At 68.6% G+C, this 21,739-nt stretch carries 16 protein-coding genes; 10 read left to right on the forward strand and 6 right to left on the reverse strand.

Annotated features, from left to right (window positions below; all coding sequences use genetic code 11):
- The first annotated feature begins 32 nt into the window (after window positions 1-32).
- The 6 genes from OV427_RS50270 (at window position 33) to OV427_RS50295 (ending at window position 7,107) form a co-directional block, all read left to right on the forward strand.
- The gene (locus tag OV427_RS50270; RefSeq protein WP_267863680.1) at window positions 33-1,475 is read left to right on the forward strand and encodes a multicopper oxidase family protein; all 1,443 of its coding nucleotides are present in this window, start codon (window positions 33-35) and stop codon (window positions 1,473-1,475) included.
- Between the two features lie 216 nt (window positions 1,476-1,691).
- Window positions 1,692-3,119, forward strand: a complete 1,428-nt coding sequence (locus tag OV427_RS50275) for a sensor histidine kinase (protein ID WP_267863681.1) — start codon at window positions 1,692-1,694, stop codon at window positions 3,117-3,119.
- Entirely contained in the window at window positions 3,116-4,516 is a 1,401-nt protein-coding gene (locus OV427_RS50280) for a sigma-54-dependent transcriptional regulator (protein WP_267863682.1), read from the forward strand. Before OV427_RS50275 ends, OV427_RS50280 begins: the two co-directional genes overlap by 4 nt.
- 68 nt (window positions 4,517-4,584) lie before the next feature.
- Window positions 4,585-5,622, forward strand: coding sequence for a YncE family protein (locus OV427_RS50285; protein ID WP_267863683.1), 1,038 nt, complete (start codon window positions 4,585-4,587; stop codon window positions 5,620-5,622).
- 313 nt (window positions 5,623-5,935) lie between these two features.
- Window positions 5,936-6,436 carry a DUF305 domain-containing protein gene (locus tag OV427_RS50290; RefSeq protein WP_267863684.1) on the forward strand — a complete coding sequence of 167 codons (501 nt, stop codon included), beginning with the start codon at window positions 5,936-5,938 and terminating at the stop codon, window positions 6,434-6,436.
- Window positions 6,437-6,705: 269 nt separating this feature from the next.
- Window positions 6,706-7,107, forward strand: coding sequence for a hypothetical protein (locus tag OV427_RS50295; protein ID WP_267863685.1), 402 nt, complete (start codon window positions 6,706-6,708; stop codon window positions 7,105-7,107).
- Window positions 7,108-7,191: 84 nt separating this feature from the next.
- On the opposite strand, the gene OV427_RS50300 is transcribed toward OV427_RS50295, so the two are convergent.
- Window positions 7,192-8,466, reverse strand: coding sequence for a type II restriction endonuclease (locus OV427_RS50300; protein WP_267863686.1), 1,275 nt, complete (start codon window positions 8,464-8,466; stop codon window positions 7,192-7,194).
- Window positions 8,467-8,752: 286 nt separating this feature from the next.
- Between OV427_RS50300 and OV427_RS50305 the strand changes: the two genes are divergently transcribed.
- Genes OV427_RS50305 through OV427_RS50315 form a run of 3 tightly spaced genes read left to right on the forward strand, consistent with a single transcriptional unit; the run spans window position 8,753 to window position 12,304 of the window.
- Complete coding sequence (locus OV427_RS50305; protein WP_267863687.1) at window positions 8,753-11,221, forward strand: heavy metal translocating P-type ATPase; 2,469 nt, start codon at window positions 8,753-8,755, stop codon at window positions 11,219-11,221.
- A 35-nt stretch (window positions 11,222-11,256) separates the two neighbouring features.
- Entirely contained in the window at window positions 11,257-11,859 is a 603-nt protein-coding gene (locus OV427_RS50310) for a c-type cytochrome (RefSeq protein WP_267863688.1), read from the forward strand.
- A 28-nt stretch (window positions 11,860-11,887) separates the two neighbouring features.
- On the forward strand, window positions 11,888-12,304 hold the full coding sequence (locus OV427_RS50315; RefSeq protein ID WP_267863689.1) for a DUF5666 domain-containing protein: 417 nt from the start codon (window positions 11,888-11,890) through the stop codon (window positions 12,302-12,304).
- 75 nt (window positions 12,305-12,379) lie between these two features.
- Here OV427_RS50315 and OV427_RS50320 read toward each other — a convergent pair whose 3' ends face one another.
- The 5 genes from OV427_RS50320 to OV427_RS50340 form a co-directional block, all read right to left on the reverse strand.
- Window positions 12,380-15,595 carry an efflux RND transporter permease subunit gene (locus tag OV427_RS50320; RefSeq protein WP_267863690.1) on the reverse strand — a complete coding sequence of 1,072 codons (3,216 nt, stop codon included), beginning with the start codon at window positions 15,593-15,595 and terminating at the stop codon, window positions 12,380-12,382.
- Window positions 15,595-16,749, reverse strand: coding sequence for an efflux RND transporter periplasmic adaptor subunit (locus OV427_RS50325; RefSeq protein ID WP_267863691.1), 1,155 nt, complete (start codon window positions 16,747-16,749; stop codon window positions 15,595-15,597). Before OV427_RS50325 ends, OV427_RS50320 begins: the two co-directional genes overlap by 1 nt.
- Window positions 16,746-17,984, reverse strand: a complete 1,239-nt coding sequence (locus tag OV427_RS50330; protein WP_267863692.1) for a TolC family protein — start codon at window positions 17,982-17,984, stop codon at window positions 16,746-16,748. The genes OV427_RS50325 and OV427_RS50330 overlap by 4 nt, the downstream gene beginning before the upstream one ends.
- Window positions 17,985-18,459: 475 nt before the next feature.
- A complete protein-coding gene (galT, locus tag OV427_RS50335; protein WP_267863693.1) occupies window positions 18,460-19,485 on the reverse strand; it encodes a galactose-1-phosphate uridylyltransferase in 1,026 nt (341 codons plus the stop codon).
- Window positions 19,486-19,494: 9 nt separating this feature from the next.
- Window positions 19,495-20,904, reverse strand: coding sequence for a glycosyltransferase (locus tag OV427_RS50340; protein WP_267863694.1), 1,410 nt, complete (start codon window positions 20,902-20,904; stop codon window positions 19,495-19,497).
- A gap of 276 nt (window positions 20,905-21,180) precedes the next feature.
- Here OV427_RS50340 and OV427_RS50345 point away from each other — a divergent pair, with 276 nt between their 5' ends.
- A complete protein-coding gene (locus tag OV427_RS50345; RefSeq protein ID WP_267863695.1) occupies window positions 21,181-21,579 on the forward strand; it encodes a four-helix bundle copper-binding protein in 399 nt (132 codons plus the stop codon).
- Window positions 21,580-21,739 lie beyond the last annotated feature (160 nt).

Genomic DNA, 21,739 nt, shown 5'->3' on the forward strand with positions numbered 1-21,739 from the left:
ACGCCTGAAACTTTCATTCGTGGAGAGACCTCATGCATCGCAATCCCTGGTTCATCGGGGCGGCTCTCGCTGCCCTCGTCGCCGTGCTGGCGGCACTCGGCCTCGGCCAGAAGGGCGATGCCGTGACGGCGGCCCGGCAGCCGCGCGCCGCACCGCCCTACCCGGAGGACGTCCCCTCCACAGGCCACGTGCGCGAGTTCGAGCTCGTCGCGGCCCCGACCGCCCTACCGCTCCTGGATGGGAGGAGTCTGGAGGTCTGGGCGTACAACGGCCAGGTGCCCGGCCCCACCCTCCGCGCCACCCAGGGGGACACGGTCCGAGTGCGCTTCACCAACAAGCTGCCGCAGCCCACGACCATTCACTGGCACGGCATCCGGCTTCCGAATGGAATGGACGGCGTGCCCGGAGTGACACAGCCTCCCATCCCGCCCGGGGGCACCTTCGTCTACGAATTCAAACTGAAGGATGCAGGGACGTTCTGGTTCCACCCGCACCTGCGCGGGAGCGAGCAGGTGGAGCGCGGGCTGTTCGGCGTCCTCATCGTGGAGGACCGGGAGCCCGGCCCCTTCACACGCGAGCTCGTCTGGGTGCTCGACGACTGGCTCCTCGACGCGAGTGGCCAGGTGGATGCCCGGTTCAACACGCGCAGCCAGCTCGCGCACGACGGCCGCTGGGGGCAGGTCTCCACGGTGAATGGGGTTGCCCAGCCAGAAGTCCCGCTGCGGCCCGGCGAGCGGGTGCGCCTGCGCCTGGTCAACGTCGCGAACGGGCGCGTCTTCGCGCCTTCCTTCGACGGGCTCGACGCAGCTGTCATTGCAGTCGACGCGTTGGCAACCGACCGGCCGCTGCCTGCTTCCCGCCTGGAGCTCGCTCCAGGCAACCGCGTCGACCTGGACTTCACCGTCCCCGAGGCGCTGAGCGAGCAGCGTCTGGAGGTGGTGGACCGCTTCACACGCAGGCCGTTCCTCCTCGCCACGCTGGCGGTGTCCGGAGCGGCGGTACGACCGCCCGCGGTGACAGCAGCTGCCTCAATGCCGGCCCCAGACCTCTCCTCGGCGCGCGCCCGGCCACCCTCGGAGACCTTCCGGCTGAATGCCAGGCGGGGAGGCCCCTTCGGCATCGAGTGGACCATCAATGGCGAGGCCTTCCAGCACGAGGGGGAGCATGCCTCCGCGCACCACCGGGTCTACCGACTCCCCGCGCACCAGTGGGCCAAGCTGCGCTTCGTCAACGAGTCGTACCGCCTGCACCCCATGCACGTGCATGGCCAGTTCTTCCGCGTGGTGGCGCGCGACGGTACACCGGTGGACGAGGGGCACTGGCGCGACACCGTGCTCATCGGTCCTAGGGAGACGGTGGACGTGGCGATGTTCCCGCAGGACGAGGGGGCCTGGATGCTCCACTGCCACATCCAGGAGCACGCCGAGTCGGGGATGATGACGCTGGTGGATGTGCGCGCAGACGGCTCCCCATGAGCGCTCCACGAGGCGGCCCACGCCCCAAAGAGGGCCTTCTGAGCCAGGCCTGAAACCGGCCCCCCGGCTCATCACAGTGTGACCTTATCAATCACACTCCACGCCTCCCCACCGAGGAGAGCGAAGCCCGGGCAGGAATGAATTCAGCCACTTGCGGCGCGCGGGGCGTTGGCCTGCCCGTTGCTGAATCCCAGCTTTCGTTCGCTGGGGGATGTTGTGTCTGGAACCGCTCGCAGGCTCCTATACGCCTTCTCGCTCCTCGTCCTGGCCTTCGGCGCGGCGGCCTACGCCGCGCTCGAGGGCATGGCGGAGATCCACGAGGCCCTGCACAGCGTGAGGCGGCAGGAAACCGCCGTGCGCACCACTCTGTCGCTGGCGTCGGCGGTGAGGGACCTCTACGCGCACCTGGCCCATACCCTCATCCTCGGCAACGCCAGCCACCTGCCGCTCTACGACGGCGCCCACCGCCGCGCACTGGCGCTCCTCGAGGAGGTCCAGGGCCAGGCGAACACCCCCGAGGAGCGAGCCCAGGTGGACACGATGCGCCGCACCACGGCGGAGCTGGACCTGCTCTTCCGAGAGGCACTCCTACCGGCCGTGGTGCGAGAGGACCGCGCCACGGCGGTCCGTGAGCACTCCCGAGCACTGGAGCTGGTCGGCGTCATCCAGGAGAGCGCGGACACCCTGGCTTCGCACTACGAGCGCGCCATTGGGAGTTTCGAGGAGCACGCGAGCACGGTTCAGCACGCCAGCTTCCAGTGGACCGTCGCAATCCTGGCAGCCGCGGCCCTCCTGGCGGCAGGCGTGGGCCTCTACATTGGCCGTTCAGTGGCCCGCCCGGTCTCCCTGCTGGAGGCCGGCGCGGCCCGTATCGCCGCGGGCGACCTCACCACCCGCATCGCGTTGGAGCGCCCGGACGAGTTCGGAAGGCTGGCGCAGCAGTTCAACCGGATGACCGCCGCGCTCCGTGAGCACCAGGAGCGCCTGGTGCAGAGCGAGCGGCTGGCGGGCATCGGCCGCCTGGCAGCGGGGGTGGCGCATGAAATCAACAATCCCCTGGGTGTCATCCTCGGCTACGTGCGCCTGCTTCAGCGCAAGGCGAAAGGCGCGGTGGCGGACGACCTGCGCATCATCGAAGAGGAGACGCTGCGCTGCCGTGACATCGTGGAGGGGCTGCTCGACCTGTCACGGCCGCTCCAGGTTCCCGGGGAGACGCTGGAGCTGCGAGAGCTGGTGGAGGAAGTCGTCGCTCGGCTGAGGGAGTCCGCCCAGGTCTCCGACGTCTCGCTGACGGTGGAAGGCGAAGCCCGGGTGGCCGGGCACCCGCAGCGGCTTCGCCAGGTGGTCACCAACCTGGTGAAGAACGCCGTGGAGGCCGCGGGGCCTTCGGGACAGGTGACGGTGACCATCCACGCGCGCGAAGGTGAGGTGGCGCTGTCGGTCCGCGACACCGGACCGGGCCTTGCTCCCGAAGCGAATGAGCGGCTCTTCGAGCCCTTCTTCACCACCAAACCCCAAGGCACCGGGCTGGGGCTGGCCGTGTCGCAGGCCATCGCCCAGGCCCATGGAGGCCGCATCCAGCCACGCAATCTTCCCGGACGTGGCGCGGAGTTCACCCTGCATCTCCCCCGGAGTACGCCGTGACGGACAGACCGAGCGTTCTCGTCGTCGATGACAAGGAGAACATGCGCCACCTCTTCACCCGGATTCTGGGTGACGCCTACCAGGTGAGGACGGCTGAAGACGGAGGCCGTGCGCTCGCGCTCATCCAGACCCAGCAATTCGACCTCGTGGTGACGGACATCCGCATGCCGGGGGCAGACGGCTTCGAGGTGCTCAAGGCCGTCAAGCAGCACTCGCCGGACACCGAGGTCATCCTGATGACGGCGTACGCCTCCGTCCCCAAGGCGGTGGAGGCCATCAAGGAGGGGGCCTACGACTACCTGCCCAAGCCCTTCGACCCGGACGAGGCGTCCCTGGTGGTGGCTCGCGCGCTCGAGCGCAAGCGACTCAAGGAGCAGGCGGCCACACTGCGACGCGAGCTGGAGGGCATCTACGGCTTCCAGAACATCATCGGCAGGAGCCCTCCGATGCGCGCGCTCTATGGCTTGCTGGAGCGCGCCGCCGGGCTGGACATCACCGTGCTCATCACCGGAGAGACGGGAACGGGCAAGGAGCTGGTGGCCCGAGCCATCCACCACCACGGCCCGCGGAAGGACCGGCCCTTCGTCGCGGTCAACTGCGGCGCGCTGCCCTCGGAGCTCATCGAGAGCGAGCTGTTCGGTCACGCCCGGGGGGCCTTCACCGGCGCGGTGGAGACCAAGCCCGGCCTCTTCGAGGCGGCCTCGGGGGGAACCATCTTCCTGGACGAGATTGGAGAGCTGCCCCTGGCCGTCCAGGTGAAGCTCAACCGCACGCTCCAGGACAAGGAGGTGCGCCGCGTGGGGGACTCGGTGGCGCGCCGCATCGACTCACGCGTCATCACCGCCACCCACCGCGACCTCAAGGCCGAGGCGGCCGCGGGCCGCTTCCGCGAGGACCTCTACTACCGGCTCAATGTCTTCCCGGTACATCTGCCGCCCCTGCGCGAGCGGCGCGAGGACATCCCTCTGCTGGCGATGCACTTCGTGCAGAAGGCGTCGAAGACCTACCACCAGCCGGTGGACGGCTTGGAGCCGGACGCGCTGCGTGCCCTCACTGGGTACAGCTGGCCCGGCAACGTGCGTCAGCTGGAGAATGCCATTGAACGCGCGGTAGCCATCGCCACGGGCCCCCGCGTGGGCCAGGACGACCTTCCCCCGGAAATCGCGGGAGGACAGCAGGGGGCCCTGCCCGCTGACCAGCTGGTGAAGATGCCCTTCCGTGAGGCGGTGGACCTGGCGAGAGACCGCGCGTCGCGCGACTACCTCGTCGCGCTGCTGCGGGAGTTCGGAGGCAACGTGACGCGGGCCGCGGAGCGGGCGGGCATGGAGCGAGAAAGCCTCCATCGGCTCCTCAAGCGATACGGACTGCGGTCCGATGACTTCAAGGAACCGGTCTGAATATCGACCTCTTCAACTTCTCTCTCTCAAGCAGACCCGTGACGCAGACACACCGAAAGGATGGACCAATGGAGCTTCTCAAACGGAACCTGTGGGCAGTCTCATCTCTGGCTGTACTGACGCTGGGCGGCTGCAGCGACGGTGATTCGAACACCTTCCCCACCATCGACGAGGACGCGGTTTTCGTCGTGAATGGTGGCAGCGCGTCCCTCAGCATCATCGACGCGGAGCGGATGGAAGTCGCGAGCACCCTTCAGTTGAAGGACATGGAGTTTCCACACCACGTCAACCTGAGCCCGGACCGAAACGCGCTCGTGGTGGCCGTCCCAGGTATGGACCTGAGTGGAGGCCATGGCGGCGGAAGCGGCGGCCACAGCATGCCGGGCAAGCTCCTGCTCCTGGACGCGAAGACGGGCGAGACCCGAGCCGCGAGGGAGCTCGAGGCGGTGGCCCACAACGGCGTCTTCTCACCGGACGGCACCGAGGTGTGGACGGCCCTGAGGGAGATGCCGGGCAAGGTGGTCGTGCTCGACAGCCGGACGCTGGAGCCCAAGCAGACTGTTTCCGTCGAAGACATGCCCGCGGAGGTGACGTTCGCATGGGATGGCCGGTACGCCTTCGTCGCCAACGGTGACTCCGACAGCGTCACCATCATCGATGCTGCGACCAAGGCGGTGGTGAAAACGGTGCCTGTCGGTACCACCCCCGTGGGCGCCTGGCCGGGGAACGACGGCCTCATGTACGTGGACAACGAGGACGGGAAGAGCCTCACCGCCATCAACTCCGGGACGCTCGAGGTCGCACGCACCTACTCGCTGGGCTTCACACCGGCCATGGCCGCCACGGCTCCCAACGGCGACCTCTGGGTGACGGATACCGACAACGGCAAGCTCATCTTCTTCGCCGCGGGAACCACGACTCGGCAGGGGGAGCTCGCCACGGGTACCGGTGCCCATGGCATCACCTTCTCCTCCGACGGTGCCACCGCCTTCGTCACCAACCAGACCGCGGGTACGCTCAGCGTTGTGGACGTCGCCACGCGCACCATCCGAAAGACGCTCACGGTGGGCACCAAGCCCAACGGCCTCGTCTTCCGCAAGAACTGATTTCTTCCAACAGCGGCCCTGGACTGAAGTCGTAGTGCCGTTGGCTCGCCGAACTGCCCAAGCAATCCGCGCAAGGGCCCGGTCTGTAACCTCCCCGCTCACAGCTGACATGGAACTGCTCCGTGCCCAGCTTCCGACCCTTGCAAGCGTTCCCGGTGCCCCAGCTGATTCAGGCGTACGGGACGTCGGACCTGGAGGTTGCGGACGTATGAAATCACCGATGCGGTGCCAAGCCCTGGCGGTCGTCTTCCTTGCGGTGGTGACAGGGTGCGGAGACGACGAATCGGCGCCCCCCGGGACATCCATAGGCTCCATGGACCATGACGTCGCGCCCGAGCAGCTCGTCGTGGACGGCAACTACTCCGACGAGCGGTTCATCGACATGATGGCCGCGCACCACCAGATGGCCACCGAGATGGCCATGGTCGAGGAGCAGCGCGGGACGCGCCAGGAGCTCCGGGCACAGGCGACGAAGATGATTCAGGACCAGCGTCAGGAAATAGAGGAGCTGAAGGCCCTCAAGCAGGCCCACTTCGGCTCCTCGGACGTGCCGACCATGATGAGCGAGTCCGAGATGCAGAACAGCGGCATGCTGATGCCCGACGAGTTCGCGCGGCAGCCTGACGTCGACAAGGCGTTCATCGACTCGATGATGCCGCACCACTCGGGCGCCATTCAGATGGCGACGGCGGCGCTCCAGCGCAGCAGCATCGCGGAAATCCGCGCCCTTTCCCGGAGAATCATCGACGCGCAGGCGGAGGAGGTCGGCCAGCTGATTGCGTGGCGCAGGGCCTGGTACGGTAGCCAGCCATAGCGGGGCCGGACGTGCGCAGGGCTGGAGGCAGCGAGCCACCGCACCCACAGGGAGAGCTCGCAGAGGCACGAGGAGGGCGGAACCAACAGCCCGGAGACTCGATGGCTCAGGCACACGGCAGCGCCTCCAGCTTCCGCCGTGTAGCCTGGAGGTGAAGCGGACATCCACGCCCTGAGCGCCCTCTCTCCCTGTCGGAACGGGCAGCAGGCCATTCTCCAACTCCGGCAGCAGCTTTCCTTTGGGGATGACCCATTCTGGGAGGAAATGCCATGAGGAAGCTTGGATACGGCCTGCTCATCACCACGGGACTGATCCTCGGACCGCTCGCTGGAGCCCAAGGCACCAGTCAGGCACCGAAGTCGGAGCGCCAGAAGGACGCGTCCGCGCAGCAGCAATCCGGATGTCCCTGCGGAATGATGGGCGGCGACATGATGGGTGGCAGCATGATGGGCCAGGGCATGGGCGGCGCGGGAATGAATTGCTCCATGCGCGGAATGGCGGACGTGAAGGTGGAGCAGACGCCGACAGGGGCCATTCTGCGGCTCACCGCAAAGAACTCCGGCCAGGTCGAGGAAGTTCAGCGCATGGCGCAGGGGATGCAACGCTGCATGAGCGGAAGCGGCACCCAGCAGCAGGGCCAACCGGCCTCGCCCAGTCATCAGCAGCGCTGACGACAGCGCGCTGTCTCGGTCTGGAATGCAGTGTTCCAGTCCAAGGGCTCGCGGTGAACAGTCGCCCCCTCTTTTGAGGCACGCTCACGGCTGGAGGCGGCGAGCCACCGCCTCCACGGCCTTGAGTCCCTGTCCGAAGCGGCCCATCGCCTCCCGGTGGCGCTCCAGCTCACCGTACGGGAGATAGCGCACGTCGAGGTCCGCGACGCGGCGGAACGCGGGGCGCGCGAGCTGCTGCCGGACGTCCTCCTCGCGCCGGTCCGGCGCCACGAGGAAGAGCCCCCGCGTGGCGGAGCCGGGGGCGCCCAGGGCCAGGTCCAGCAGGCGCACGATGCCGGAGTAGATGGACGTCGTGTGCTCCACCTCGAACGCCGCGGCCACCTCGGCGCGCCCCTTCTCCAGCCAGATCACGTCGATGAGGCGGACCGCTTCGCCACCTGGAGCCGTGGCCACGGCCGGCGGCAGTTCGGTGAGGCACCCGTCCCCGAGCAGGCCCGCGCCACAGCGCCGGCTGCGGTCATTGGCGGCCACCCACACCTCGTAGCCGAGCGCCACGCCCAGGTCGCGCAGCCAGCCCTGGACCTGGGTGTGGGTGAGGTCCTCGGCCTCGGCGGCCTCGCGGGCCTTGCGCGCGCTCCCCGCTTCCGTACGCACCCGGGCGAGGTCCGCCTCCCAGTCAGCTCGCGCCTCGGCATCGTCCTCCCTCGGAGGGGGCGCATACCGGCCACTGCCGATGTCGAAGAGCAGCCCGCCGACGGCGCCCAGGTCGTTGGAGAGTAGCTCGCGGTGCGCCGCATTGAGCCGGAGGATGCCCTCGCGCATGGCGAGGTACTCCTCCCACTTGCCCAGCTTCACCTTGGCGCCAGTGAGCGCGTTGTAGCCGTTCACGATGGCCGTGTTGAAGGGCGGCATCAACGTGGGGTGCAGGAAGTAGAGCAGGTTCGCCGCGGCGGGCCCGAGCCCCTTGATTTTCCGCTCATCGAGGGCGCGGATGGCCGCCACGAGCTCCTCTCCGTCACCACAGCAGGCACACGCGGACAGGAAGCGGCCGAAGGCGCGCTGGTTCTCCGGGGACTCGTAGATGTCCGGGATGCGCAGCTTGGGCTTCCACAGGAAGGCGTGGTCCGCTCCCTTGAAAATCTGCCGCTGCTCGGACACCGAGCCCACCACCGTCTCCAAGGACGAGCCCTTGTACACGTTGCCGAAGGTGCCCTCCTCCATCTCCTCCACCACCGTGGCCAGGCCGCGGCGGATGGAGCGGAAGTTCTTCAGGCGCTCCTCCCAGAGGAACCAGGAGCGGTAGGTCCCGGCCGGGTCTTCACGCCACCGGGAGATGAGAGAACGGAGCGGTTCGGACATGCCCTCATGTTCCAGCGCGCCCGCAGGGTTCGCAAACCGGGTGTGACCGACCTCATCAGGGTGTAACAGCACCGGTTACGCCGCGAGAGGGCACGCCTGAGCAGAATTGCGGACTTACCCCCGGGCATGGCTGGCCTCCGGGTTGCTTGTTACCGGGGATGGGAGACCTCCCCCATGAGCGCGTCCCTCCGGAGCAGGCGGGCAGCCGTGGACTGCCTCCTGATTCACCCGGAACTGTAAGAGGGGATGGGGTGCTTCGTGAGCCCCGGTGAAAGGAAGAGCGACGATGACGACCCATCACCCCCCAGAAGTCCACGCCGGGCACCACCCTCCGCACCTGCCGGAGGGCAAGGGGAAGGACCCCGTCTGCGGGATGTTCGTGGACCCCCATGCCGCGAAGGGTGGCAGCCACGTGCACGAGGGGCACACGTACTTCTTCTGCAACCCGAAGTGCCGCGAGAAGTTCAAGGCGGAGCCGCAGAAGTACCTCGCGCCCGAGCCCCAGCCGCCGCCGGCACCAGCCCCTGCGGGCACCGCGTACATCTGCCCGATGGACCCGGAGGTGCGCCAGGACCACCCTGGCACCTGCCCGAAGTGTGGAATGGCCCTGGAGCCCGAGCAGCCGGTCGTCCAGACGCGCACAGAGTACGTCTGCCCGATGCACCCGCAGATTGTCCGGCCCGAGCCTGGGACGTGCCCCATCTGCGGCATGGCGCTGGAGCCACGGACCGTCACCCTCGAGGAAGCGCCTGACCCGGAGTACCTCGACATGCGGCGGCGCTTCTGGGTGAGCCTCGCCCTCTCGCTCCCCCTGTTCGTGCTGGGCATGTCGGAGATGATTCCCGGCCAGCCCGTGCAGCGCCTCGTCCCAGGGCCGCTCATGGCCTGGGTGCAGCTCGCCCTGGCGACGCCCGTGGTGCTGTGGGGCGGCCTCCCCTTCTTCCAGCGGGGCTGGGCGTCGGTGCGCAACCGGCACCTCAACATGTTCACGCTGATTGCCCTGGGAACAGGCGCGGCCTACGGCTTCAGCGTCTTCGCCACCCTATTCCCGGGTCTCCTGCCCCACTCTTTCATGGGCCATGGGGGCCAGGTGCCCGTGTACTTCGAGGCCGCAGCGGTCATCACCACGCTGGTGCTGCTGGGCCAGGTGCTGGAGCTCCGGGCCCGCCATGCCACCTCAGGGGCATTGAAGGCGCTACTCGGGCTGGCTCCGAAGACGGCGCGGGTGCTGCGCGAGGACGGACGCGAGGAGGACGTGGCGCTCGACCGCGTGCACGTGGGTGACCGTCTCCGGGTCCGCCCGGGTGAGAAGGTGCCCGTGGATGGCGTCGTCCTGGAGGGCGAGAGCGCCGTGGACGAGTCGATGGTGACAGGTGAGCCCATTCCCTCCGAGAAGACGCCCGGCAGCCGGGTAACGGGGGCGACCGTCAATGGCACGGGCAGCTTCGTGATGCGGGCGGAGCGCGTCGGTCGCGACACCCTCCTCTCTCAAATCGTGCAGCGGGTGGCCGAGGCCCAGCGCAGCCGGGCCCCCATCCAGCGCCTAGCGGACACCGTCTCCGGGTGGTTCGTGCCCGCGGTGGTGGTCATCGCCGTCCTGACGGCGCTCGTCTGGGGCTTGTGGGGACCGGAGCCTCGGCTCGCCCACGCGCTGGTCAACGCGGTGGCCGTCCTCATCATCGCGTGCCCGTGCGCCCTGGGCCTGGCCACGCCCATCTCCATCGTGGTGGGCATGGGACGCGGCGCACAGGCCGGCGTCCTCATCCGGGACGCGGCGGCGCTCGAGGAGCTGGCGAAAGTGGGCACCCTCATCGTCGACAAGACGGGCACGCTCACCGAGGGCCGGCCGAGCCTCGCCACGGTGGTGCCGGCCCCCGGCTTCGACGAGGCGCAGCTGCTTCACCTGGCCGGAAGCATCGAGCGCGGGAGCGAGCACCCGCTCGCGTCCGCCATCGTGAAGGGCGCGCAGGAACGCGGTGCCGTCCTGACAGAGGCCAGCGGCTTCAAGTCCGTGACGGGCCAGGGCGTGACGGGGCGCGTGGGCGGTGCGCAGGTGGCGCTGGGGAACGCCCGGTTGCTCACCGGGCTTGGCATCGAGGCAGGGGCGCTCGTGGAGAAGGCGGAGGCACTGCGGCGGGAAGGTCAGACGGTGATGTTCGTCGCCGTGGATGGCAGGCCGGCCGGGCTCCTGGGCGTAGCGGACCCGGTGAAGGCCACCACGCCCGAGGCCGTCCAGCAGCTCCGGGCCGACGGGCTGCGCCTCGTGATGCTCACCGGCGACAGCCGGACGACGGCGGAAGCGGTGGCCCGCCGCCTGGGCATTGATGAGGTCCACGCCGAGGTGCGCCCGGAGGAGAAAAACGCGCTGGTGAAGCGCCTCCAGGCCGAGGGGCACGTGGTGGCCATGGCCGGAGACGGAGTGAACGATGCGCCCGCGCTCGCCCAGGCCAACGTGGGCATCGCGATGGGCACGGGCACCGACATCGCCATGGAGAGCGCCTCCGTCACGCTGGTGAAGGGTGACCTCCGCGGCATCGTCCGTGCCCGGCGCCTCAGCCGGGGCACCGTGCACAACATCCGCCAGAACCTCTTCTTCGCGTTCATCTACAACGTGCTCGGTGTCCCCATTGCCGCGGGGGTCCTCTACCCGTTTTTCGGACTGCTGCTGAGCCCCATGATTGCCAGCGCGGCGATGAGCATCTCGTCCGTGTCCGTCATCACCAACGCCCTGCGGCTGAGGCGGCTGGACCTCTGACCACCGCCCTGTCGGAGTAAAGAGGAGAAGCCCCTGTGACCTTGCGCCGTATCGTGGTGGGAGGACTGGCCGTGCTGGGTGCCCTGACGCTCATCCTGGGCGTGGGTGGCGGGGTGTATGGGCTGACCGTGGCGCGCCGCGGCCTCTCGGCCCGGGAGGAGCCCTCCGCGCTCGAAGCGAAGGTCGCGCGTGCGGCACGGAGCTTCAGCATGCCCACGGGTGCCCGGGAGCTGAAGAATCCGCTCGCGCCCATCTCGGCGCAGGCGCTCTCCGAGGCGCGAGCCCACTGGGGGGACCACTGCGCCATCTGCCACGCGGCGGATGGCAGCGGGCAGACGCCCATCGGCCAGGGGCTCTACCCGCGCGCCCCCGATATGCGTGCGTCCCCGACCCAGGACCTGAGCGATGGCGAGCTGTACTGGATCATCCAGAATGGCATCCGCCTGACGGGCATGCCCGCCTGGGGGCAAGCCCACGACGGAGAGGGGAACACCGACAGCTGGGCCCTCGTCGGGCTCATCCGCCGGCTGCCGCGTCTCAGCCCGGAAGAGCTCGACGAAATAAAGGCCGCCATGCCCCAGTCCCAGCATGAGCTCAACGAGAAGCGCCTGGAGGACGAGTTCCTCAAGGGACAGTAGCCCTCACTCACACAAGGAGCGCAGTGCCATGAAAACCCAGCACCTTCGTACCCGTCTCACCGGCCTCGCCGTACTCACCCTCGCCCTGCTGACGCCAGCTATGGCCCTCGCCCACGGCAAGGACGGCGTCCACGTCATGGGCACGGTGAAGGAGGTGAAGCAGAACGCGCTCGTGCTGGAGACGAGCGACAAGAAGCAGCAGGAGGTGATGACGGACCCCAACACCCGCTATGAGAAGAGCGGCGTGGCGGTCACCGTGTCCGACGTCAAGCCCGGCGAGCGCGTCGTCGTGCACGGCATGAAGATGAACAACGGCCAGGTACATGCGCAGTTGGTGAAGTTCGGCAAGCCGCCCGCCAATGGCACTGCAAAGCCGCAGGGTGGTACCGAGCCAGCCCCTACCCCACCGGCCCAGGGGAAGGGCCACGAGCATTCGGGACACTGAGCCTGCGTCCTCCGGCTTCGTCGATGCGGAACGAGGAGCCGCGCACCGCAACTGCCTCCGGCCTCCGCACCTGCATCAAGAGGCGCGGGCGGCCGGCCCTCCGCCATGACCGTGCCGCCGGAGTCCCCAGGCCCGCAGGCTGACGTAGGCCACCGGCACGATGACGAGCGTCAGCAGGGTTAGGGAGATGAGCCCGCCCACCATGGGAGCGGCGATGCGCCGCATCACGTCCGCGCCGGTGCCGCGGGAGAGCATCACCGGGGCGAGCCCCACGAGGTTCATCCCCACCGTCATCAGCAGGGGACGCACCCGCAGCACCGCGCCGTCCAGTGCGCACGGCACCAGGTCCGCGGGGCTCTGGATGCGCCCTTCCCGCGTCCAGCGCTTCCAGGCCTCCTCCAGGTAGATGACCATGACGGAGGCCGTCTCCGCCGCGATGCCAATGAGGGCAATCATCCCCACCCACACCGCCACGCTGGTGTTGAAGCCCAGCGCGTACAGCAGCCAGAGGCTCCCCACCATGGCGAAGGGCACCGACAGCATCACCAGCAGCGTGAGGGACAGCCGGCCGAACTCGAAGTACAGCAGCCCCACCACCAGCAGCAGCGTCAGGGGGATGAGGTACGCCATTCGCTCGCGGATGCGTTCGAGGAACTCGTACTGGCCCGTCCACTGGAGCCGGTAGCCAGCGGGTAGCTTCAGGTCGGCCACCGCCGCCTTGGCCCGGTCCACGTACCCGCCGAGGTCGGAGTCACTCGTGTCCACGAAGACGTAGCTCACCAGCGACGCGTTCTCGTCCTTGATCATCGGCGGGCCGCTGCGCACCTCGAACCGCCCGAGCTGTGCGAGCGGCACCTGGGTGGCCGCCTGCCCTGCCGTCGTCCCGGCCCCGGCACCGCCCATCCCCGCCATGCCGCCACCCTGGCTCCCGCCCCCACCCGCCCGCACCGGCACCAGCACGCGCTCCAGAGCCGCGAGGTCGGTGCGCAACTCCCGGGGATAGCGCACGTTGACGGTGAACCGCTGGCGCCCCTCGATGGTCTGGTCCACCACCATGCCGCCGATGGCCGTCTCCACCTGGTTCATCACGTCCATCACCTGGAGGCCGTAGCGAGCCAGCGCCTTCCGGTCGGGAATGAAGTCGATGTACGCGCCCAACGTCTCGCGGTCGGCGAAGACGCTGCGCGTCCCCGGCACATCGCGCAGGCGGGTCTCGATCTCCCGGCCCACTTCCTCGTTCCGCGCCAGGTCATCGCCGAAGATCTTCACGCCCACCGGAGTGCGGATGCCGGTGGTGAGCATGTCCACCCGGGCCCGGATGGGCATGGTCAGGGCGTTCTGGATGCCCGGCAGCTCCAGCGCCTTCATCAGTTCCGCCTCCAGCTTCTCGCGCGTCATCCCCTGCCGCCACTGTGAGCGCGGCTTGAGGACGATGACCGTCTCGAACATGGAGAGCGGCGCAGGGTCCGTAGCCGTCTCCGCGCGTCCAGCCTTGCCCAGCACCGTTTCCACCTCCGGGAAGGACTTGATGATGCGGTCCTGGAGCTGGAGGACCTGCTTGGCCTCCTCGATGGAGATGTTGGGCAGCGTCACCGGCATGAAGAGGAAGGACCCTTCATCCAGCGGTGGCATGAACTCCGAGCCCAGCCGGAAGAAGGGCCACGCGGTAGCCACCACCACCAGCGCGGCGATGCCGAGCACCGCTGCCCGGTGCTTCAACACGAAGCCGAGCACCGGCCGGTAGGCGGCGATGGCGGCCCGGTTGATGGGGTTGGATGCCTCGGGGCGGATGCGGCCCCGGATGAACATCACCATCAGCGCCGGCCCCACGGTGACACTCAGCACCGCCGCCGCCGTCATGGCGAACGTCTTCGTGTACGCCAGCGGGTGGAACAACCGCCCCTCCTGGGCCTGCAACGCGAAGACGGGCAGGAAGCTGACCGCGATGACCAGCAGCGAGCTGAAGACGGGCCGCGCCAGCTCCTTCGCCGCGTCGATGATGATCTCCTCGCGCGGCCGGCGCCCGCCCTCCTGCTCCAGCTTGCGGTGCGCGTTCTCCACCATCACCACCGTGGCATCCACCATGTCCCCGATGGCGATGATGATGCCGCCCAGCGACATGATGTTGAGCGTCACGCCGGTGAGGTACGTGGCGATGAAGGATGTGAGCACCGCCACCGGCAGCGTGATGATGGCCACCAGCGCGCTGCGGAAGTGCATGAGGAACAGCGCGATGAAGAGGAGCACCACCACCATCTCCTCTGTGAGCGCCTCGCGCAGGGTGGCCACCGCCTCGCGGATGAGCTCCGAGCGGTCATAGCCGATGCGGACGGTGACACCCTCGGGCAGTGAAGGCTCCAGCTCCTTCAGCCGGGCCTTCACGCCGTCGATGACGTCCAGCGCGTTCTGCCCGGTGCGCATCACCACGATGCCGCCCACCGTCTCCCCTTCCCCGTCCCACTCGAGCAAGCCGCGCCGGATTTCCGCTCCCACCTCCACCCGGCCCAGCTCCTGGATGCGGACGGGAGTCCCAGACGGGCTCTCCTTCACCACCACCTGCTCGAGGTCCTCCTTGGACTTCACGTAGCCCAGCCCGCGGAAGACGTATTCCCGGCCGCCCCACTCGATGACGCGCCCGCCCACGTCGCGGTTGCTCGCCTGCACCGCCTGCGTCACCTCCGGCAGGCTGACGCCATAGGCGGCCAGCCGCACCGGGTCCACCACCACCTGGTACTGCTTCTCGTAGCCGCCCACCGAGGCCACTTCGGCCACGCCTGGCACCTGGGCCAGCGCGTAGCGGAGGTTGAAGTCCTGGAAGGCGCGCAGCTCTTGCAGGTCATGCTTCCCGCTGCGGTCCTCCAGCGTGTACATGAAGATCCAGCCACTGCCGGTGGCATCCGGCCCCAGCGTGGGCGTCACGCCGTCCGGGAGCTGACCGGAGACCTTGGCCAGGTACTCAAGCACGCGGCTGCGGGCCCAGTACTCGTCGGTGCCATCCTCGAAGATGACGTACACGAAGCTCATCCCGAACATGGAGAAGCCGCGCACCGTCTTCACCCTCGGTGCCGAGACGAAGCTCGTCACCAGGGGGTACGTCACCTGGTCCTCCACCAGCTGGGGCGCGCGCCCCATCCACTCGGTGAAGACGATGACCTGGGGGTCGGTGAGGTCCGGAATCGCATCCAACGGGCTCGCCTTGAGCGCCAGCCCACCCAGGATGGCCAGCAGCAGGGCGAACGCCACCATCAGCCCGCGCTTGCGAGCGCACCATTCGACGAATCTCTCGAACATCAGTGGCCCCCGTGCCCCTTGGGCTGGGTCGTGCCGCGCAGCCGGCTCTCGCTGTCGATGAGGAACTGCGCGCTGACCACCACGGCCTCCCCCTGGGAGAGGCCGTCGCGGATCTCCACGCGATTGCCTGCACGCCGCCCCACCTTCACCAGGGTGGGCCGGAAGCGGCCCTGGCCGAGCGCCACATAGACGACCTGCCGCGTGCCCGTGTCCACGACCGCCTCCTCCGGCACCCACAGGGCCTCGGTGGGCGTGGTGGGCAGTTCCACCGTGGCGAAGCTCCCCGGGCGCAGCGTGCCCAGGGGATTGGGCACCACGAGGCGCACCTTCACCGTGCGGCTCACCGGGTCCACCGTGGGGTAGACGTAGTCCACCCGGGCCTGCACCGGCTCGGCGACACCCTGGACCTCCACGCGCGCGAGCCCGTTGCGGTCCAGCCGGTTCACCTCGAACTCGTACACATCCGCCAGCACCCACACCCGCGAGAGGTCCGCGATGCGGTAGAGGAGCATCTCCGGCTCCACGTAGTGTCCGGTCAGGACCTGCTTGTCGATGACGGTGCCGTCGATGGGCGAGCGGAAGACGATGGCCTTCTGGGGCCCATCGCGTTCAATCCGCTTCACCTGGTCGTCGGGGACATCCCACAGCCGCAGCCGGGCGCGCGCCGCGGCCGCCAGCTCCGCGTTGGTGGCCTTCGCACGCAGGTATTCCTGCTGGGCGGCGAGCAGTTCCTGCGAGTAGAGCGAATACAATGGCTGGCCCTTCTTCACCGGCTGCCCCACCGCGTTGACGAACAGCTCCTGCACCCAGCCCATCAGCTTGGAGTGCACGTGCGCCTCGCGCGTCTCGTCTGGCTGGACGATGGCGGAGGCGCGCACCGTCCCGGTGAGCTTCCCGCGCTCGGCCTTCGCCACCTTGAGGCCGATGAGCTGCTGGCGGTCCGGCGCAACCTGCACCTCCGCATAGCCTTCCGGAATCCTCCCGGGAGCCTCGCGCCCGTGGCCCTGGGGGCTACCCGAGGGAGCTGGCCGGGTGTGCCCCTCATGCTCCGCCGCGGGCGGAGGCTGCTCCGGGGCGCCATGCCCGGCATGGCCGGTCTGGCCCATCGCGGTGCTCCCCAGTAGGAGCAGGAGCGCCGTCCAATGCGTCCTCATCGCTTCTCCTCCGGGGCGGCGGACGCCCCCAGCAGCCGCTCCAGCTCGTAGCGGGCAGCCTCCCGCCGAACCACCGCCCGCAACCGGTCGGCCTCGAGCCGCTGACGGGCCATGGTGGCCTCCAGCAGCGACAGGAAGTCCGCCGAGCCGCTGACGTAGGCGGACTCGCTCGCGGCCACCGTCTCGCGCATGCGCGGCAGCGCCGTTTCCTCCAATGCCTGGAGGGTCAGGTCCGCCGCTCGTGCCCGGCTCCACGCCATGCGCAGGTCCGTTCGGGTCATCACCTCCATGGCTTCCAGGTCCCGCTGCGCGCGCTGCACCATGGCGTCGGCCATGCGCACCTCGTTGCGCTGCCGGTCGAACCACCACAGCGGGACGGTGAAGCCGATGATTCCTCCCACCGAGTCCGGCATGCCGCTGAAGCGCTGCTCGTAGAAGCTGGACACCATCGGCATGGGCAGGTACATGCGCTGCGCGAGCGTCCGGCGGCTCTCCATCTCCGCGCGCATCCACCGCATCGCCTCCAGTTCCGGGCGCTCCTCCGAGCGCGCGAGCAGCGACTCCATATCTGGTAGCGGCGCGCGTCCGGGCAGCGCCACCTCGCCGACGGGTTCATCCAGAGGGTGTCCGCGCAGCGCATTGAGCATGGCGGCCATGGCCTCGCGCTCGCTGTCCAGGGAAGCCTTCTCGGCCTGCATCGCCGCCAGCTCCGCCTGGGCCCGCAGGAAGTCGTGGTGCCCCATCATCAACCCGGCGACATAGCGGGCCTTGGCGGCTGCCTTCATCCGCTCCAGCGTCGCGATCTGCCGGTCCAGCAGGGCGCGCATCTCCTGGTTCATCCACAGCTCCAGGAAGACCTCCAACGCCTGGGTGCGAACATCCCAGCCCACGCGGCGTGTCCGGGCCTGCTCGGCCTGGAGCTGCGCCCGCGCGGCCTCCTTCGCCAGCCGCCTGCGGCCGAAGATGTTGAGCGGCTGGGTGAAGCTCCACGTCAGCATCGGCATCGGCGCGTCCTCGCCGCCCCGTAGCGGGATGCTCTCGGCCATCACCTCCACGGTGGGGTCTTCCCAGGCCCCCTCAATGCCGATGCGAGCGCGCGCGACCTCCACCGCGGCCCGCTGTGCTTGGAGCTGCGGCGCGCGCGTGGCGACCTCAGCCAGCAGCGCATCCAGTTCCAGGGCTGGAGGTTCAGCCGGGGCGGCGGCAACCAGCGTGATGAGCAGGAACGAAAGCATGGCGTCTTCAAGGAGCGAGAGCCGGCACCTGCCTCCGGCAGGTGCTTGCGAGCCTGGACAGCTCGATGGCCTGGCATCGGCTCCTCAGCCAGCGTGGCGGTTGCTCATGCACGTCCATGACAGCTCTCCTTGCAGCCCCGGTGCCAGATGATGGGACGGAGCCAGGAAGGAAGCGGTCAGGGAGCCTGTGGGGCGACGGGTGCCAGCGACGATAACGCCCTTCCCCAGGTGCACAACCAGTGGCCGCCGAGGAAGCGCACGTATTGCGCAGATGAAGACGGAGGTGCACGTTTTGCGACGGTCCCTCACGCCCGGGCAATCGCCACATGTGCCGGGCGTCACGCGTAACCATTCCGGTCACACCACGGCCGCCCGGGTTTCACGCAGTACGCCGCCTTGTCGCTGTAGATGCCCTTCTGCTCAAGTTCGGGGTCGGCCATGCGCACTGTCTTGCATCCGCAAGGCGCTGCCCCTTTCAGGTGATGGACCGTGGGCCCATCGACTCCACGTCCACGTTGCGCAGGAACTCGGCCGCGTCCTCCGGCGCGACGGTGTTGATGGCGATGCCCGAGCCCAGCTCGAAGCCCGCCACCTCGGTGATGCGCGGGATGAGGCGCACGTGCCAGTGGTAGTACCGGACGCGCGCCTCCTCGGCTGGCGCGGTCTCGATGACGTAGTTGAAGTCGGGATTGCCCAGGCCGAAGTAGAGCCGGCGCAGGACGGAGCGCAGCATCTTCGCCAGCCCGTCCAGTTCCGGCTCGGAGATGTCTCCGAAAGACGCCGTGTGGCGCCTCGGGTAGATGTGCACCTGGAAGGGTGCGGCCGAGGCGAAGGGGGCCGAGGCGACAAAGTGCTCGCTCGTCTCCACGATGCGCTCTCCGGCCGTGAGCTCCTCCCGCATCACCTCGCAGAAGACGCACGTTCCGGACTCGTCCCAGTGGCGGCGTGCCTCATAGAGCCGCGTGCGCAGCCACGAGGAGATGACCGGCGCCGCGATGACCTGCGAGTGCGGATGCGCGAGGCTGGTGCCGGCCTCGCGGCCATGGTTCTTGAAGAGGGTGACGTGGGCGATACGCGGGTCCTCGCTCAGCCGTGCGAAGCGGTCCCGGTACGCTCGCAGAATGGCCGCGACGTGCGCCTCGGGCAGAAGCGCGGAGGTGAGCGCGTGGTCGGGTGTCTCGATGAGCACCTCGTGGAAGCCCACCCCCGCGAGGCTGCGCCGCCCGGCACGGTGCTGCCGCTCCAGTGGGCCTTCCTCCGTGAGCGCGGGATATCTATTCGGGACGACACGCAGCAGCCACCCCTCTCCTCCGGGGGCCGTCACGCGCAAGCGCTCTGGCGGAGTGAGGGATTCGTTCCCCGGACAGAAGGGGCAGGAGGGCACGAAGTGCTCGGACGGCGTTCGCGCAGGCGCCGCATGCGTCGAACGCGGGCGGACCGCGCGTTCGGGCGCAAGAAGGACCCACTCCTTGGTGAAGGGACTCTGCCGGAACTGGGACATACGCTCCCTTCAGCGCGCCCTGACGTAGCGGCCAGGGTCTTCCCGAAAGGTGGAGCGGCAGGACTCCGAGCAGAAGCCGTAGCGGACTCCGCCCACCATTTCCTCCACGGGCGATTCGCCGAGCGCCATGCCGCACACCAGGTCACGCTGGAGTTCCCATCCCGGCGGACGGGCGATGGGCCGCCCGGCGGACAGCGCCGCCATCAGCGTCAGGTGATTGAGGACGAGTCGGGGAATGAGGAAGTGTTCGCGAACCCGCTCCCGACCGCGCTCGCCCAGCATCCGGGCCTGCTCAGGCCCTCGCAGGAGCGAGAGTACCGCGGCCGCGCAGGTCTCGACGGTATCCACCAGCAATCCGCCCACCCCGTCCGCCATCTGTAACGGAATGCCGCCAGTGCGGCCCGCGACGACAGGGGTGCCCTTCCAGAGCGCCTCGGAGACGACAAGGCCAAAGCCCTCGCGGAGCGACTTCTGGATGACCACGTCCGAGAGTGCCTGGAACGCATTGACCTCGATGTTGCCCACGCCCACCAGGTTGGTGAAGACATGGACGAGCCGGTCCTGGCGGGTCTCCGCCTGGATGCGCCGGTACACCTCCCATCCTTCCGGGTCATCCAGCGCGAGTGAGCCCACGAGCGCGAGCTGGAGGTCAGGGAACTCCTCGCGCACGAGGCGGTACGCAGCCAGGACTCCCAGAGGGTCCTTCCACGGATCGAAGCGCGACACCTGGGTCACCAGGGGCCTGTCCGGACGGATGCCAATCCATTTCAGGACTTGTTGCAGGGCCTGTCGAGGCAGGGTGAGGTTCTTCGGGCTCAGCGGGTCGATTGCAGGCGGGATGAGCTCCAACCGGCCGATGGGCATGTCCGGGGGGACGAACTCCGCCATGGTGAAGATGGCCGCGTCGTAGTCGGGGAGGAAGGCTCGGATGAACCGCCAGACGTCCGGCTGGGGATGGGACGTGTCGATGTGACAGCGCCAGATCCACCGCGTGTGTCCCTTGCCCCGAAGGGGCAGCAGAGCCACCGGCTGCGGGTCGTGCACGAAGACGAAGTCGTACTCCTCCATGAACTCCCTGGCATTGGCCTGGGCCTGGACGAGGTAGGTCGCCTGCTCCGCTTCACTCAACGCTCGGGGTGCCCCCTGCAACGCGTTGTGGATGGCCTTCGTCACCTGGAAGAAGGCCTCTTCGCCGCGGATGATGCGCCAGTCGGCGATGAGCCCGAGGTCATTGAGCAGCGGGACCTCCGAACGAAGCAACTCCGAGACCCCGCCACCGTAGGGGGTGGCGTTGATGTGGAGAACTCGCGCTCCCTGGAGCCCGCTCGCCATCTTTCGGAGCTCAGCAAGCAGATGGGCGGGCGCGATGCCGCGATAGGACTCGAGCGAGCGCTCCCCGACGTCAACGAGTTCCAACATTCTTGCCGCTCCCCGTCTGCTCGTGCGCGAACCCGCCTGCTCCGGGCCCGCGGGCGTGCCGCGGAATCTGGGCTTCGTAGCCATTCGGAGACATCACCCCCAAGTGCAGCCCGTTGCCTGCTCGCCCGCCCTCGTGGCGCGCCGTCAAGAGCACGGGTGTGACCAGGCGGATCACACTTGTAGGTGTCCACATCTCACCGCACCTCGTTCATGTGGCCCCAAATGGGGCATCACCAGCACTCGGGATGAACTCGAGGCACGAGAGGAGACGAAGACATGGCGCAGGTGGAGACGCAGAGGCCCTCGATTCAACCCTTCCTTCCTGCCGGCGGCCCCCAGCTGTCGGACGAGATGAAGGCGTGCATCCAGAACTGCCTGTCGTGCTCGGCGGTCTGCCTCCAGACGGTGACGTACTGCCTCCAGAAGGGAAGCAAGCATGCGGCCCTCGAGCACATCCGGTTGCTGGAGGACTGTGTGCAGATCTGCAAGACGAGCGCGGACTTCATGCTGCGCGGCTCCCCGCTCCACGCGCGTACGTGCGGTGTCTGCGCCGAGGTGTGCGAGCGGTGCGCGACGGAGTGCGAGAAGATGGGCGATGACGCGGTGATGAAGGCCTGCGCCGAGGCGTGCCGCGGCTGCGCGGAGTCCTGCCGGAAGATGAGCGCCATGGCCTGACGCCAAGGGGCGGGTGGAACATCAGGTCCAACTCCAGCGCTTCCAGCCCCGTCTCGCGCGTCGCTCACCCGCGATGACGCGGCCTTGACGCACCTATGACGCAGCGTTTGGATTTTGGGTAGGCGCCGGGGCCAGGCGAGCAGGTGCTGGCAAACGCAAG

The sequence above is a fragment of the Pyxidicoccus sp. MSG2 genome, from assembly GCF_026626705.1.
GTDB lineage: Bacteria > Myxococcota > Myxococcia > Myxococcales > Myxococcaceae > Myxococcus.